General features: G+C 64.2%; 15 protein-coding genes and 1 riboswitch. Of the genes, 8 read left to right on the plus strand and 7 right to left on the minus strand.

The features are described 5' to 3' along the window. The first annotated feature begins 142 nt into the window (after positions 1-142). From IC757_RS00285 to IC757_RS00295, 3 genes are read left to right on the plus strand one after another with little or no spacing between them, the layout of a single operon-like run. Positions 143-1,963: an assimilatory sulfite reductase (NADPH) flavoprotein subunit gene (locus IC757_RS00285; protein WP_190975433.1), complete on the plus strand. Its 1,821-nt coding sequence runs from the start codon at positions 143-145 to the stop codon at positions 1,961-1,963. Then, the gene (gene cysI, locus IC757_RS00290; protein WP_190975434.1) at positions 1,963-3,660 is read left to right on the plus strand and encodes an assimilatory sulfite reductase (NADPH) hemoprotein subunit; all 1,698 of its coding nucleotides are present in this window, start codon (positions 1,963-1,965) and stop codon (positions 3,658-3,660) included. The genes IC757_RS00285 and cysI overlap by 1 nt, the downstream gene beginning before the upstream one ends. Then, complete coding sequence (locus IC757_RS00295) at positions 3,657-4,397, plus strand: phosphoadenylyl-sulfate reductase (protein ID WP_190975435.1); 741 nt, start codon at positions 3,657-3,659, stop codon at positions 4,395-4,397. Before cysI ends, IC757_RS00295 begins: the two co-directional genes overlap by 4 nt. 18 nt (positions 4,398-4,415) lie before the next feature. Here IC757_RS00295 and IC757_RS00300 read toward each other — a convergent pair whose 3' ends face one another. Beyond that, positions 4,416-5,429: a LysR substrate-binding domain-containing protein gene (locus IC757_RS00300; protein WP_190975436.1), complete on the minus strand. Its 1,014-nt coding sequence runs from the start codon at positions 5,427-5,429 to the stop codon at positions 4,416-4,418. 296 nt (positions 5,430-5,725) lie between these two features. Continuing rightward, a riboswitch (SAM riboswitch) is annotated at positions 5,726-5,838 on the plus strand. A 135-nt stretch (positions 5,839-5,973) separates the two neighbouring features. On the opposite strand from IC757_RS00300, the gene metX reads away from it, so the two are divergent. Continuing rightward, a complete protein-coding gene (gene metX, locus IC757_RS00305; protein WP_190975437.1) occupies positions 5,974-6,954 on the plus strand; it encodes a homoserine O-succinyltransferase MetX in 981 nt (326 codons plus the stop codon). Further along, complete coding sequence (gene metB, locus IC757_RS00310) at positions 6,951-8,177, plus strand: cystathionine gamma-synthase (protein WP_190975438.1); 1,227 nt, start codon at positions 6,951-6,953, stop codon at positions 8,175-8,177. Before metX ends, metB begins: the two co-directional genes overlap by 4 nt. Here metB and IC757_RS00315 read toward each other — a convergent pair. Then, the gene (locus IC757_RS00315; RefSeq protein WP_190975439.1) at positions 8,158-8,469 is read right to left on the minus strand and encodes an EF-hand domain-containing protein; all 312 of its coding nucleotides are present in this window, start codon (positions 8,467-8,469) and stop codon (positions 8,158-8,160) included. The genes metB and IC757_RS00315 overlap by 20 nt on opposite strands. 96 nt (positions 8,470-8,565) lie before the next feature. On the opposite strand from IC757_RS00315, the gene IC757_RS00320 reads away from it, so the two are divergent. Then, positions 8,566-9,471: a ZIP family metal transporter gene (locus IC757_RS00320; RefSeq protein WP_190975440.1), complete on the plus strand. Its 906-nt coding sequence runs from the start codon at positions 8,566-8,568 to the stop codon at positions 9,469-9,471. Positions 9,472-9,485: 14 nt separating this feature from the next. On the opposite strand, the gene IC757_RS00325 is transcribed toward IC757_RS00320, so the two are convergent. Genes IC757_RS00325 through IC757_RS00335 form a run of 3 tightly spaced genes read right to left on the minus strand, consistent with a single transcriptional unit; the run spans position 9,486 to position 12,655 of the window. Further along, the gene (locus tag IC757_RS00325) at positions 9,486-11,282 is read right to left on the minus strand and encodes a glycosyl hydrolase 53 family protein (RefSeq protein WP_190975441.1); all 1,797 of its coding nucleotides are present in this window, start codon (positions 11,280-11,282) and stop codon (positions 9,486-9,488) included. Between the two features lie 34 nt (positions 11,283-11,316). Beyond that, entirely contained in the window at positions 11,317-12,234 is a 918-nt protein-coding gene (locus tag IC757_RS00330) for a PA2778 family cysteine peptidase (protein WP_190975442.1), read from the minus strand. 46 nt (positions 12,235-12,280) lie between these two features. Further along, positions 12,281-12,655, minus strand: coding sequence for a PA2779 family protein (locus IC757_RS00335; protein WP_190975443.1), 375 nt, complete (start codon positions 12,653-12,655; stop codon positions 12,281-12,283). 155 nt (positions 12,656-12,810) lie between these two features. Here IC757_RS00335 and rpmB point away from each other — a divergent pair, with 155 nt between their 5' ends. Both rpmB and rpmG read left to right on the plus strand, forming a co-directional pair. After that, a complete protein-coding gene (rpmB, locus tag IC757_RS00340; protein ID WP_190975444.1) occupies positions 12,811-13,047 on the plus strand; it encodes a 50S ribosomal protein L28 in 237 nt (78 codons plus the stop codon). 11 nt (positions 13,048-13,058) lie between these two features. After that, complete coding sequence (rpmG, locus tag IC757_RS00345) at positions 13,059-13,226, plus strand: 50S ribosomal protein L33 (protein ID WP_116898608.1); 168 nt, start codon at positions 13,059-13,061, stop codon at positions 13,224-13,226. 74 nt (positions 13,227-13,300) lie between these two features. Here rpmG and IC757_RS00350 read toward each other — a convergent pair whose 3' ends face one another. Both IC757_RS00350 and radC read right to left on the minus strand, forming a co-directional pair. Continuing rightward, complete coding sequence (locus IC757_RS00350; RefSeq protein ID WP_223846184.1) at positions 13,301-13,678, minus strand: four helix bundle protein; 378 nt, start codon at positions 13,676-13,678, stop codon at positions 13,301-13,303. A gap of 84 nt (positions 13,679-13,762) precedes the next feature. Next, complete coding sequence (radC, locus tag IC757_RS00355; RefSeq protein WP_190975445.1) at positions 13,763-14,437, minus strand: RadC family protein; 675 nt, start codon at positions 14,435-14,437, stop codon at positions 13,763-13,765. Positions 14,438-14,500: the final 63 nt, after the last annotated feature.

Genomic DNA, 14,500 nt, shown 5'->3' on the forward strand with positions numbered 1-14,500 from the left:
CAGGCCGACCTTGCTGCTGTCGGGAAAGTCCCGGCGGTCCGGATGCAGGGGAATATGCGTATAACCAGCAAATCGTTCCCAGCGAAAGGGCCACTGTTTAGGCTGCAACCTCCGATTCGATTCGACATGTCAGGACACGAACATGGCTCTGGTTCCAGCCCAGCAACAGGAAATCGAGCGACAGCTCGACCGCCTGCGCGACAATCTGACCTCCGAGCAGTTGCTCTGGGCGTCTGGCTACATGGCCGGCCTGGCCGCCGCCGGATCGTCGGTGGCCCATGGTGCGGTCGACCAGATGGCGCAGCCGGCCGCCGAGCCCGGCGCGGCCGAAACCCTGACGATCTGGTACGGCACCGAAACCGGCAATGCCCGCGGCGTGGCCCGGCGCCTCGCCGACACCGCCCGCGAACGCGGCTGGGAGGTCAGCCTGGCCGGCCTGGACGAGGTGCAGCCCCGCCGGATTGGCAAGGCTTCGCTGCTGATCCTGGTCGTTGCCACGCATGGCGAAGGCGATCCGCCGGAAACCGCCGAAGCCTTCTGCCGCTTTATCCATTCCGACCGCGCGCCATCGCTGGACAAACTCCGCTACGCCGTCTTCGCGCTGGGTGATTCTTCCTATCCGGACTTCTGCCAGACCGGCCGAGAACTCGACGAGCGCCTGGCCGAACTCGGCGGCGAACGCCTGCTCGACCGGGTCGATTGCGATGTGGACTTTGAAACCCAGGAAGACCCCTGGCGCGACCGGGTCGTCGAGCGTGTCGAGCCGCTGATGCAACAGGGCTCTGCCGCGGCCGAGCCACACCTGCAAGTCGTTGGACGCCCGGCCCCGCAGGCGGCCTCGGCCACGGCGGCCCATGATCGGCGAAATCCCTTTGAAGCCGAGCTGCTGGAAGTCTCGCCGCTGACCGTTACTCCCTCCAACAAGCGCGTGGCGCATGTTGAGTTGTCGCTGGAAGACAGCGGTATTGTCTGGCAGCCGGGCGATTCGCTGGGCATGTGGCCGGAGAATGATCCGGCACTGGTCGAACGGATTGTCGAGGCCTGCGGTGTCGACGCCAGTGCCGAGATCGAGCATGACGGGCGGCGCATCAGCCTAGGCCGTTGGCTGGGCCGGCATGCAGAGCTAACCCAGGTTGTTCGCCCGTTTCTGGTGCGCTGGGCCGAGCTGACCGAAGCCGGTGAACTGCAGGCCCTGCTTGACGATCGCGATGCCCTCACCCGCTGGGTCGCCGAACGTCAAGTCATCGACGTGCTCGAGGACTATCCCTTGCGGGTCGATGCCGAAACCCTGGCCGGCAGCCTGCGCCGGCTGGCGCCGAGACTGTACTCCATTGCCTCCAGCCCGCTGACCGTCGAAGACGAGATCGGCCTGACCGTCAAGCTGGAACAGCATGGTGCCGATCTCGCCCGGCGCCTGGGTGTGGCCTCCGGGCAGTTGCTGGAGCGGGCCGCACCCGGCGATGTCGTGCCGATCTATATCGAACCCAACGAACGCTTCCGACTGCCGTCCGACGGCGATCGGCCCATCATCATGATCGGCCCGGGCACCGGCGTGGCGCCGTTCCGCGCCTTTGTCGAGCATCGTCAAGCCCAGGCGGCTGCCGGTTCAAGCTGGCTGTTCTTCGGCGAGCAGCATCGGCGCACCGATTTTCTCTACCAGCTTGAATGGCAGCGTTTCCTTCGCGACGGCGCACTCAGCCGCCTGTCGGTGGCCTTCTCGCGCGATCAGGCCGAGAAGGTCTATGTGCAGCACCGTCTGCGCGAACAGGCCCGCGAGGTGTACGCCTGGCTGGAAGAGGGCGCGCATGTCTACGTCTGCGGCAGCGGCCAGGGCATGGCCGCCGACGTGCACCAGGCCCTGGTCGACGTGATTGTCGAGCAGGCCGGCCGGTCTGCAGAGCAGGCCGAGGAATACCTGGCGGCCATGAAGGCCGACCACCGCTACCAGAAGGATGTCTATTGATGGCTGATCTCGACGTCGAGAAAATCAAGCTGGAAAGCCGCGGTTTGCGCGGCACGCTGCACGAGTCGCTCAACGACCCGCTGACCGGCGGCATCGCCGAGTCCGACACCATCCTGACCAAGTTCCATGGTTTGTATCAGCAGGACGACCGCGACCTGCGTCAGGAACGCCGTGAAGCGCGCCTGGAGCCGCTTTACCAGTTCATGCTGCGCGTTCGCATTCCGGGCGGTCATATCACCCCCGAACAGTGGGCGGCCATGGACGGGCTGGCCGACAGCGTGGCCAACGGCACGATCCGGCTTACCACCCGCCAGGCCGTGCAGTTTCATGGCGTGGCCAAGGAGGACCTGCGCACCCTGATCCGGCGGCTCGACGATGCACTGCTCGATTCGATCGCCGCTTGCGGCGACGTGAACCGCAACGTCATGTGCCATGTTCAGCCCGAAGCCGGGCCGGTGCATGCCCAGGCGCTGGCCTGGGCGCGCCGGCTCAGCGAGCACCTGCTGCCGCGCAGCCGGGCCTGGCGCGAGATCTGGGTCGATGGCGAAAAGGTCGATATCGACCGGCCGCCCGAGGAGGAACCGATTTACGGGCGCAGCTTCCTGCCGCGCAAGTTCAAGGCCGCCATTGCCGTGCCGCCGGTCAATGATGTCGACATCTACTCCCAGGACCTGGGCTTTATTGCCGTGGCCGAGGACGATCGTCTGGTCGGTTTCAACGTCAGCGTCGGCGGCGGACTGGGCTGCTCGCATGGCGAGCCCGAAACCTTCCCGCGCCTGGCCGATGTCATCGGTTTCATCAGGCCGCGTGATCTGCTCGCCGTGGCCGAGGCGGTCGTGACCATTCAGCGTGATCACGGCGAACGCGAAAATCGCAAGCGGGCACGTTTCAAGTACACCATCGAAAGCCATGGCCTGGACTGGTTCAGACGCGAGCTGGAATGGCGCGCACGGGTGCGCCTGGAACCGGCCCGTGAGCTGCACTTCGAGCACAACGGCGACCGTTACGGCTGGATCGAGCAGCGTGACGGACGCTGGCAGCGCACGGTCTTTGTCGAGAACGGCAGACTGCTGCCGGCCCACCGCTCCGGTCTGCGCGAAGTCATCTCTCGCCATGCCAGCGATGTCCGGCTGACGCCCAACCAGAATCTGGTCGTGGCCGGCGTGCCGGCCAATGCCCGCGACACCGTCGACCTGCTGCTTGACTCGGCCGGGTTGGGCGAGTCCGGCACGTCGGCGGTTCGCCGGCATGCCATGGCCTGCGTGGCCATGCCCACCTGCGGCCTGGCCATGGCCGAGGCCGAGCGCTACCTGCCCGACCTGCTCACGCGCATCGAGGAACTGGCCGCGCGCCATGGCATCGAGGGCGAGCCCATCACCGTGCGCATGTCCGGCTGCCCCAACGGCTGCTCCCGCCCCTACCTGGCCGAGATCGGCTTCGTCGGCCGGGCACCGGGCCGATACAACATGTACCTGGGAGCGGCGTTCGATGGCTCACGTCTCAGTCGCCTGTACCTGGACAACGCCGATGAAGCCGAGATTCTCGACACCATCGACACACTGTTCGAGCGCTATGCCGCCGATCGTGAAGACGGCGAGCGGTTTGGCGATTTCCTGGTCCGCAGTGGACAGGTCGCGGCCGTCGAGCACGGATCGGAAGTCAATCAGGAAGAAGTTAATCGGGAGCAGGCATCATGAAGTCCACCGCACAGTCCATTGCCACAATATCGATCGACCTGGCAGATGCCGAGCACCGGCTGGCCGGTCTCGAAGCGCGTGATCGCATTGCCTGGAGCTTCGAGCATCTGCCCGGCAGTCATGTGTTGTCGTCGAGTTTCGGCATTCAGGCCGCGCTGATGCTCCACATGGTGAGCGAAGTGGCCCCGGGTACACCGGTGGTGTTCATCGACACCGGCTATCACTTTCCCGAAACCTACCGTTTTGTCGACGAGCTGTGTCAGCGCCTTCCGGTCAACCTCAAGGTCTACCGGCCCCGTCTCTCGGCGGCCTGGCAGGAGGCTCGCCACGGCCGTCGCTGGGAACAGGGACGCGATGCACTGGCCGCCTACAACCGCGACAACAAGGTCGAACCGATGCGGCGTGCGCTCAATGACCTGCGCGTGGGCAGCTGGTTCTCGGGGCTGCGCCGGGTGCAGTCGGTCAGCCGCAACGATCTGCCCCTGATCGACCAGCAGTGGGGACGCTGCAAGGTGCATCCGGTGGCTGACTGGACCGATCGCCAGGTCCATGACTACCTTCGGCGCCACGACCTGCCCTATCACCCGCTGCGCGAGCGCGGCTATGTCAGCATCGGCGACTGGCACACCACCCGTTCGCTCGATCAGGTCGAGTCGCGCGAAGAAGCCCGCTTCTTCGGGCTGATGCGCGAATGCGGCCTGCATGAGCTGCCCGAAGGCCAGGCCAGCAATCGCTGAGCGCCCGCGCAGGGTTGCTTAGCAGCCGCGAAGCTCCGGGCGACGCCCCGGCCCGGCCCGCAGGGGCAGCTCGATGTCTTGCAGCTGATCATCCAGATCGGCATCCGGTCCTTCGCGGGTCAGCGCGGTAAACAGGCGCTCGGGCAGATGTGGTGCCAGCTGTCGAATGAAATTGATGTGCAGGTCGGTCAGCAGCAAGTCTTCACGGAAGCCCAGCCAGGTGGTCAACCGGGGAAACAGTCCGGCGGCATCAAGGGCGATCAGGTCGTCGTCGGTGCCGGCCTCGACCGCCATCGAAGCCAGTACACCCACGCCCAGACCGAGCCGCACGTATGTCTTGATGATGTCGGCATCGCGTGCGGTGAAAGCCACCCGCGGGGTCAGTCCTTCCCGGGAAAAGCTGCTCATCATCGATGACTCCGGCTGGTCGCTATAGACGTAGGTCACCAGGGGGTAATCGGCCAGCGTGGCCAGGTCCAGTGGCGCTTCGCGCTCGGCAAGCGGATGATCCTGCGGCACCAGGATCGTGCGATCCCACTGGTAGACAGGCAGGGAGACCAGCGATCCGAACTCGCGGGCGCGCCCGGAAAGCAGTGCGAAATCGACCTTGCGCTCGTCCATCATGCGAAGGATCTGCTCGGAAGTGCCCTGGTGCAGATGAAAGTCGACATCGGGAAAATCGCGCCGGAAGCGATCAATGACCGATGGCAACACGTAGCGGGCCTGGGTATGCGTGGTGGCCAGGCGAATCGTACCCCGGTCTTCGCCACGCAGTTCCTTCGACAGTGCCTTGATGCCGTCGACTTCCTTGAGCACCCGCGCGGCATGATCGGCCACGCGTTCGCCCGCCGGTGTGAGCGACTCGAGACGCTTGCCCTGACGAACGAACAAGCGCATGCCCAGTTCGCTTTCAAGCAGCCTGATCTGCTTGCTCACGCCGGGTTGCGAGGTGTAGAGCGCCTCGGCGGCCTGGGTGATGTTGAGGCCGTTGTCGATGACGGCCATGAAGAATCGAAGTTGCTGAAGTTTCATCTGGATTCCCGCAAAGCTTTAAATTTCGGGCCGGTGGGCCGCTTGCGGGAAGATCAGGATAAAGAGGAAGGCGGACTGCAGGCCGACCGCTTTAGCTGAACTTGTTAAGCGCCCGCAAGCTGGCTCAAATCGGCGCTGTCCATCAATATGCCCCGGCTTCGCCAGGATGTCAACGGCTCAATCGGGCGGAGGAAGTTTGATGAGCGGCGAAACGGTCTGCCGGTCGTCTCGAGCAGCCCATATAACTATTTCTTCTTTGACCACTCACCGAAGTTTGGGTACTGTCGTGCCCAACAAGCTCATCAAGACCGGCTGAGGGACAGGCCCTTTGACGCCGGGGCAACCAGCGATTTTCGCCAGGTGCCAATTCCTGCGGACGCCCGAAAACGGGCATGCCGAGAGATGAGTGTTTCGCCACCGATGCTGATTCATTTCCCTTCAAGTCGGCCTGGCGCAACACCTCACCCACTCCCGGCATCTTCCGCAAGAACTCCTTGATCGAGCTTGCAACGTTGAATCGTGCAGTCAATCGGGAGTTACGGAAATGAGCCAGACCGCCACCCTTGCCGAAGCCGCCTGCGGGCCGACTTCCGCACCCGCCAGCCGCCAGTTCGTCTCCGGTGGGCTGTGGCACGACATGTCCTGGGCGCCGGGACGGCACAAGCCGGTACGCATCATGTATCGCCTGGAAGGCCCGGCCGGTGCACCCGTGGTGCTGACCATGGGTGGAATCAGTGCCAGTCGGCATGTCGACCGCTGGTGGAAGGAACACTATGGTGCCGAGGGTGCGCTCAACCCCGAACGCTGCCGGATTCTGTCCATCGACTGGCTGGGGCATCGCTGGCCTGACGGCTCGCCGGTCACGACCGCACAGCAGGCCGAGGCCCTGATCGCGGTCATGGACAGTCTCGGCATCCGCCGGCTGGCCACCTGTATCGGCGCCTCCTACGGGGCCATGGTCGGGCTGGCACTGGCCGCCCGTTATCCTGAACGACTGGAGTCGTTGCTGGCCATCAGTGGTGCACACAGCTCCCATCCGATGGCCACGGCACGACGCATGATTCAGCGCGAGATCATCCAGATGGGCGTTGATGCCGGCGATGAGCGGCGTGCTCTCAAACTGGCTCGTTCACTGGCATTGACCACTTATCGTCCGGGCAGCCTGTTTGCCGAGCGTTTCGACCACCCGCGTCCGCAGCGGGTACTGGAGCGCCTGGACCGCTATTTCGAACACCAGGGCCGGCGCCTGATCGGCCAGTTCGATGCCGAGCGCTACCTGTGCCTGTCGGAATCGCTGGACCTGCACCAGGTCGACCCGGGCGCCATCCGCTGTCCGGTCACCCTGGTGGCGGTGCATTCCGATGAACTGGTGCCGGTCTCTCAGCTCGAAGAGCTTGATCGTGCCCTGTGTGACAGCAGCCTGCGTGTCATCCAGTCGGACTTCGGACACGATGCGTTTCTTAAGGAAACCCCCTTCTTCGATACCTTGATTCGCCAGCTCGTGGCGAAGGGAGCCAGCCAATGACCCGCGAGGCTTATCAGCCCGAAACCGTGGCCGTGCGCACCGGTATTGAAAGTGACACGCAGCACGGCGCCGTCGTGCCCCCCATTCACCTGTCGAGCACCTACAGCTTTGCCGATTACGGCCAGCCGCGCCGTTATGACTACAGCCGCTCGGGCAACCCCACCCGAGACCAGCTCGGCCACGCACTGCGGGATCTGGAAGGCGGTACGGCGGCAACCGTGACCGCCACCGGCATGGGTGCCATCAGTACGGTGCTGCAATTGCTGAAGCCGGGGCAGCGCCTGATTGCGCCGGTTGACTGCTACGGCGGCACGTTTCGCCTGTTCGATGCCTGGCATCGCAAGGGGCTGTTCGAACTGGAGTGGGTCGATTACAACGACACTGATGCCTTCGAGCAGGCCCTGGCCGCCGGTGCCGCCCTGGTCTGGGTGGAAACGCCATCCAATCCCCTGCTGCGTATCTACGACATTCGGGCCATTGCCCGGGCCGCGCACGCCGTCGGCGCCCTGGTCGTGGCTGACAACACGTTTCTCTCTCCGGTTTTGCAGCAGCCACTGGCCCTGGGCGCCGACCTGGTAGTGCATTCAACCACCAAGTACATCAACGGCCATTCCGACGTGGTTGGCGGCGCCATCATTGCCGCCGACGAATCCGTGGGCGAGGAGATTGCCTGGTGGTCGAATACCATGGGGATCAGTGCCGGCCCGTTTGACAGCTGGCTGACCCTGCGGGGCCTGCGGACCCTTGGCCCACGACTGCGCCAGCATCAGGAAAACACGGCGGCGGTGGTCGAGGTCCTGATGATGCACGATGCCATCAGCCAGGTGTACTACCCCGGTCTGACCAGTCACCCGGGTCACGCGCTGGCCAGCCGCCAGCAACGGGGATTCGGTGCCATGGTCAGCTTCGAGCTGGACGGTGGCGAAGTCGCGGTACGGCGATTCCTGAAGGCGCTGCAACTGCCCTCACTGGCCGAATCGCTCGGTGGCGTGGAAACCCTGATTGCCCACCCGGCCACCATGACGCATGCCGCCATGTCGCTGGAGGCGCGGCAGCGCGCGGGCATTACCGACGGGCTGTTGCGTCTTTCGGTCGGGCTGGAAGCGGCTGAAGACCTGTGCGCCGACCTGCACCAGGCCCTGGCCCAACTGACACCCGGCCAATCCAGCCCGAAGCCGCAACTCAAGGGAGTGCCGGGCGGAGCTACAGTGCGTACTGGATGACGAGCTCGCGCAGCTCGTCCCGCGAGATCCTGCCGTCATGGTTGGCGTCGAACTCGTCGAAGATCTTCGCGCTCACGCCAATGCCGTGTTCGCCGATCAGGTACTTGACCAGGTCGACAAACTCGCCGCGTGACAGCACACCGTCGCGATTGGTGTCGAATTCAGCGAACAGTTCGTCGATCAGTTCTTCGCGATCCATCGGGCCGGCTTCCTGCAGGTAGTGGGGGTCTGTAAACGATACCATCGCCTGCTGCCCGGTTGCTGACTGATTCTGAGCCGGTCGGGCACTCATGCAACATGCTGCCGGTGCCACGACGGGCCCCGGCTGGTTTATTCTTTGTGGCATCTGCCACCGGCTGACCCAATTGATTCAATCCGTCGCGGCCCGATGATCAAGCGTATTCCAGCAGACGAGCGGCCCCTGTCGCTCGCCACGGCCCTTGCACTGCTCTCGCTGCTCGCCGGCATTGTCTACCTGAGTGGTCTGGCCTGGCCGCGGATGAGTACCTGGCTGGCCGGGCTGAGCAGTTTTCAGCTCGGCTTTCTGGCCAGTTTCGTGGCCGGCATGTTCACCGCCGTGGGCGCCCTGCCGATCTTCATGCTCAGGCGCATCAGCCAGGCAACCGAGGATGCCCTGATGGGTTTTGGTGCCGGGGTGATGCTGGCCGCGACGGCCTTCGAGCTGGTGCTGCCAGCCGTGGAACTGGCCGAGACCCAGTACGGCTCGGTCAGCATGGCGCTGGCCGTGCTTATCCTCGGGGTCGGCATCGGTGGCGGAATGTTCCTGGTGCTTCAACGCCTGGTGCCCCAGGAACGCTTTCGCATCGGACTCGACGACGGTGCCGATGCCACCCGGGCACGCGGCATCTACCTGTTCATTTTCGCCATTGCCCTGCACAACCTGCCCGAAGGACTGGCCGTGGGCGTGGGTTTCGGCGGCGATGTGCGCGATGGCATTACCCTGGCCATCGCCATCGGCCTGCAGAACATGCCCGAGGGCCTGATCGTGGCCGTGGCCATGATGTCGCTGGGCTATGGAAAGTGGCCGGCATTCGGCATGGCGTTGCTCACCGGCCTGGTTCAGCCGGTCGGCGGGCTCATCGGGGCGGCCGCGGTGAGTCTTTCGCAGGCCATGCTGCCCTGGGGCATGGCCTTTGCCGGTGGTGCGATGCTGTTTGTCATCAGCCACGAAATCATTCCGGGCTCACACAAGCACGGCTACCAGACCCGCGCCACCGCCGGTGTGCTTATCGGCTTCATCACATTGCTGGCCATCGATCTGTCGATTGGCTGAGGTTCCCCGAGTATTCAGTCGCCGGTGCCGCGCTTGAGGGCCTCCGGGTCCGGTCTGGCCAGGCCGTCGAGCAGGGCGCGCAGCGCCGGCCGGGCCTTGGCCCGTTGATTGCCGTCGACTTCGAACAGGGCGAAGGATTCCCATCCGGCGGTCACCAGGTCGGGCGCCCACAGGCGAATGCCGGCCAGCTCGTGCGCGCCGGCCCAGCGGACCAGGTCGCGTAGCAGGCGTGCCTGACCCTCGGGGCTGATCGGGTAGCCTTCGATATGGTGATGCCATGCCTGGAACGGGCCGTCGGTCGGTGCCGTGGCCGGATAGGCATACTCTGCGATGAACACCGGCTGCTCGAATTCACTCTGAAGCCGCTCCACGGTTGCAGTGAAGGTATCAAAGCGATCGTCGGACTGTTCGTGCGCCGAAGGATACAGCGACAGGCCGAGCTCATCGGGCCGAAATCCATGCTCGTCGAGAGATTGATAAAAGGCCACGGCAAACTGCTCGGAGTGGGAGGTCGAGATATGGGTGGCAAAGCGCGCGTATGGATCAACGCGGCGCACGCCGGTGGCCGCGGCGGCAAGCAGCCGGGCGGTATGCGGCCAGACGTGATTCTCCAGCCAACCGATTCGCTCCGTCTCGCTCATCCCCGCCATGAGCTCGCCCACGCTCTGGCGACCGATCTCCGGGTCCACCCCGTCGGGCGCCCGGTACCAGCCGGACTCGCCTTCATCACCGTCGCAGGCACCGGGTGCCGGCTGCGGCGCCACGCCGGCGGTGCCGAAATCGACCTCGTTGCCAAGATTCCAGATCGAGACCTCCGCGCCGGTGGCCAGAATGTCCTCTGCCGCCAGTTCCGCGTAGCGCCCCAGCTTGTCGGTCATGCTGTCGATATCGAGCTCATGCCAGGGGGTGTCCGACTCGATCTCCGGATAGTCGGAGAAGTCCGGCGGCGTCTGGCACAGCACGTCGCCGTAGCTGCGGTACAGACCAAGCTCGACGTTGAGCGGCAGGTTCAGTGCCTCGGCGACTTGTGCGCGTTGCTTTACGGCCTGCTTGGAACGGTCAACGCCGTCCTCCGAGGACTGGCGTCGGGTCGCGGCGCGCGCGAACACCTCGTTGGCGCCGTGCTCGACAAACAGTGCCTGCAGCTCTTCCAGGGTTTCAGCAAGCTGGCCCTGCTCGTCTTCGAAAACGATGCCGGCGTCCAGCATCATGGGCGCGAAGGGGCTGACCGAGAGTGCGCGCCGGAAGGTCGCATCCACCTCGGTCTCGGCACACAGTGCATCGGGCGAGAGCCGCTCGAGTGGAATGACCCCCTCGCTGATCTCGTCGTCGCCATCGAGCTGCAGCGCGTAGTGCAAGGTCGCGTGATGGCAATCGTGAAACTGCAACACCGCATCTCCGATCTGGTGCTGATCGGGTTCGGGGGCGTGGTGGTCGAAGCGTCCGCCCGAATGCTTGTAGACGTCGAGCAACACCGCCGGACTGCCCCGGGTATAGCGCCCATCGGCCAGGAACCAGCGCTGCTCTCCCGAATCCCGGGAGTAGGTAAACCAGTAACCGACCAGGGCCGGGGGCTGGAACGCCGGAACCACGTCGATCAGAAACCCCTGGCCGGGTGTTTCGGGATAGAACCAGGAGCCGCTCATCCCGAGCGAGATGGGCTGGCCGGCCTCGGCCAGCAGCCGGCTCGAGGCCTCTTCGGTTCCGCCTGCAGTCGTGTTGCATGCGATCGAAAGGCCGCCCAGTGCAAGCAGCAGGCCGAGTGCGGTTGCAATTCGTACCAAGGGTGCCTCCGGTCGATACAGACTCATACACTGGGTAACACCCGATGCCCGCGAATTCAAATCACTTCACGTTATGCTGACATTCGTTGTCGAGTTGGCGGATTCTGCGGGTGACCCGCTGGCCGAGCGTGGCATCGGCCCGAAGGGCTTTGAGTTCGGACCGTGCCTGGCAGGGGCGACCGTTGCGCTGCAACGCCACGGCCAGGTTGTAACGCCCGCTGGCATGATCCGGGTGGATCTCGAGCAGCCGCTGGTAGGCATCGACCGCGGCCTCGAGCCGGCCGCGACGAAACTGCACGTTGCCCAGCCCCAGCCAGGCCAGGGCCGCGTCGGGCCAGCGCTCCAGGGTCTGCTCCCAGACGGCCAGTGCAGCATCGTCCTCGGCGACTGCCTCAAAGTCCACTGCCGCATTCAGCCATCGCTCACGGTCGGCATCGGCGGGCCATTGACCCGGCTCGACCAGCACCACCGCCCAGCGCCCGGCCCGATCCCACTGACGGAACCAGGCACCTGCGCGAATGCTGAGTTCACGTTCGTTGCCTGAACGCAGCAACAAGCGGTTGCTGGTCTGGTCGTAGCCGATGACCACGGCATAGTGCCAGTACGGATAACGACTCAGACCGTGGTTTTCCAGCACTAGCACGGGCCGCCCTGCGGCCAGCTCGGCCAGGACCGCTCCGATATTGGCTTCGAGGCGGTAGGGGATTCGCCCCAGCGATCGGGCCGTGGCGGTCAGTTCCGCCTGCAGGCTGCCCTGGCGCTCGGGCAGATAAACCCGCTCGACCAGTTCCTCGTAGTCCACGGCAACCCCTTGGTGCGCCAGCATGGTGGCCAGTGCGGCCGGCCCGCAGTGGAACTCGGTCTGGGGATAAAAGGGTACGTCGGCCAGGTGAGTGGAAGGCGGTAGCGCTCCGGTTTCCTCGGCCAGGTTCAGGTGGGCACAGCCGATCAGAATGGCCGGAAGCAGCAGCGCGAACACGAGCCGCCCGCGGCGGCCCGCCACCTGGCCCGCGAACAGCCGAATCTCAGCGATTGAAGATATTGATGACGCCAACCAGTTCAAGCACGATCAGCACCAGGAAAGTAATTCCCAGCACCTCGATGGCACCGGCACCGGCCGGGAGCTCATCAATGCGACCGGCAAGTTCCTCAAGTTCTTCCGGGCTCAGTGCTTCGGCGCGTAGCCGGGCAAGCTCCGGATCCACACCCAGGGAAGCCAGTTCGGACTGTACGTCATCGCGTGCCAGCCATGCCTCGACACTGGCCAGAGACTGCCCGGACTCGATGGCCGCAGCCTCCTGGGTGGAGATGATTTCGGCGTGGGCGCTGAATGACAGCAATGGCAGCAGGGCCGTGCCCAGCAGGGCGGCCAGTGCGAGCTTCGCGAGCTTGCGATTCATCGTGACGTTCCTCCGAAATAGAAGATTCTGCGCAAGTCCGCGAATATAGCACAGCATATCCGCTTTCTGTATCCGGGAAACAAGCCGAAACTTGCACTTTCCGGCGCTTTGGGGTATAAAGGCGCGCTCGATTCGATTTATCCAGGAAAGCAGTCATGTCCCGAGTCTGTCAGGTGACCGGCAAACGCCCGCTGGTCGGAAATAACGTGTCCCACGCCAACAACAAGACCAAGAAGCGCTCGCTGCCCAATCTGCACAGCCACCGCTTCTGGGTTGAGAGCGAGAATCGCTGGGTGAAGCTGCGCGTGTCCACCAAGGGACTGCGCATCATCGACAAGAATGGCATTGATCAGGTGCTCACCGACCTGCGTGCCCGTGGCGAACGGATTTAAGGAGAAGCATCATGTCCAACAGCGCTCGTGACAAGATTCGCATGGTGTCCAGTGCCGGCACCGGCCACTTCTACACCACCGACAAGAACAAGAAGAATACCCCGCACAAGCTGGAAATGAAGAAGTACGACCCGGTGGTGCGCAAGCATGTGATGTACAAGGAAGCGAAGATCAAGTAGGGGTGGCCTCGGTCGCTACTGCTGGATTGTGAGAGCGCCGGGGGTTCCCCGGCGTTTTTGTAAGAGGTGAAAGGTTAAAGGAGTTTTGCTTTCTGGGTCTGGATCAGTGCGTTTAGCTTGGCGTTCTGAACTCGGATTCGCTCCAACAGTGTTTCTGGCTGGTCGAACAGTTCAATCTCACTGGCGATTCTGATCTGAGTGTCAAGCTCCATCAGCGATCCTCTCGAGATCTTCAGAAACCGGAGAAGCTCTTTTTCGGACCCCCGGGCAGCGCCCTCGGCAATATTGCTCGGTACGCTGATAGCCGATCGCTGCATTTGCAGACCCAGACCAAACTGCACCTGGCGAGGAAAGTGTCGTGTCAGCCTACAGATGTCAGCCGCGAGGCTCACGCCTTCTTTCCAAACCGTCAGCCTTAGATGATTCGGTTGCCGCCGATGCTCGCTCCTCATAAGTCCCAAGCCTCCTCCCCCTATCCCTTTTTCCTTTCACCTTTAACCTCTTACCTTTTTCCTTTCACCGGCGCCGCAGGCGCCTCACACCAGCCCCCTCTCCGCAAGACTCACCACCTCCGCATCCCCCACAATAAAATGATCCAACAGCCGAATGTCGACCAGCGCCAGGGCGTCGCGCAGGCGGCGGGTGATGGCGAGGTCGGCCTGGCTGGGCTCGGCCACGCCCGAGGGATGGTTGTGCGCGACGATCAGTGCCGCGGCGCGTCGGGTCAGGGCTTTTTCGACCACCACGCGCGGGTGCACATGGGCCGAATCGATGGTGCCGGTGAACAGTTCGTCGAAGGCGATGACCCGGTGGCGGGTGTCGAGGTGCAGGGCGCAGAAGACTTCGTGCGGGCGGTCGCGAAGCGCCGCGCGAAGGTAGGTTCGGGTCGCCTGCGGGCTGGTCAGCGGCTGGCCGCGGCAGATCGATTCTCGCAGGTGCCGGCGAGCCAGCTCAAGTGCGGCCTGCACCTGGGCATATTTCGCCGGGCCCAGGCCCGGCATTCGGCAGAAGCTGTCATGGTCGGCATCGAGCAACTCGCGCAGTCCGCCGTGCCGGTTGATCAGCAGTCGGGCCAGGTCCAGCGCCGAACGCCCACGCGCCCCCGTGCGCAGGAGAATGGCGAGTAACTCGGCGTCGCTGAGCTGGCCTGGCCCTCTTGCCAGCAACCGTTCCCTGGGGCGTTCGGCCTGCGGCCAGTCGGCAATTCTCATCGAAAGATTCACCTGGTGGGGATCGAGGCGTTATTCTGTGATGCGCAGGGATGCGGGGGCATT

The sequence above is a fragment of the Wenzhouxiangella sp. AB-CW3 genome (genome assembly GCF_014725735.1).
In the GTDB taxonomy this organism is placed as follows: domain Bacteria; phylum Pseudomonadota; class Gammaproteobacteria; order Xanthomonadales; family Wenzhouxiangellaceae; genus Wenzhouxiangella.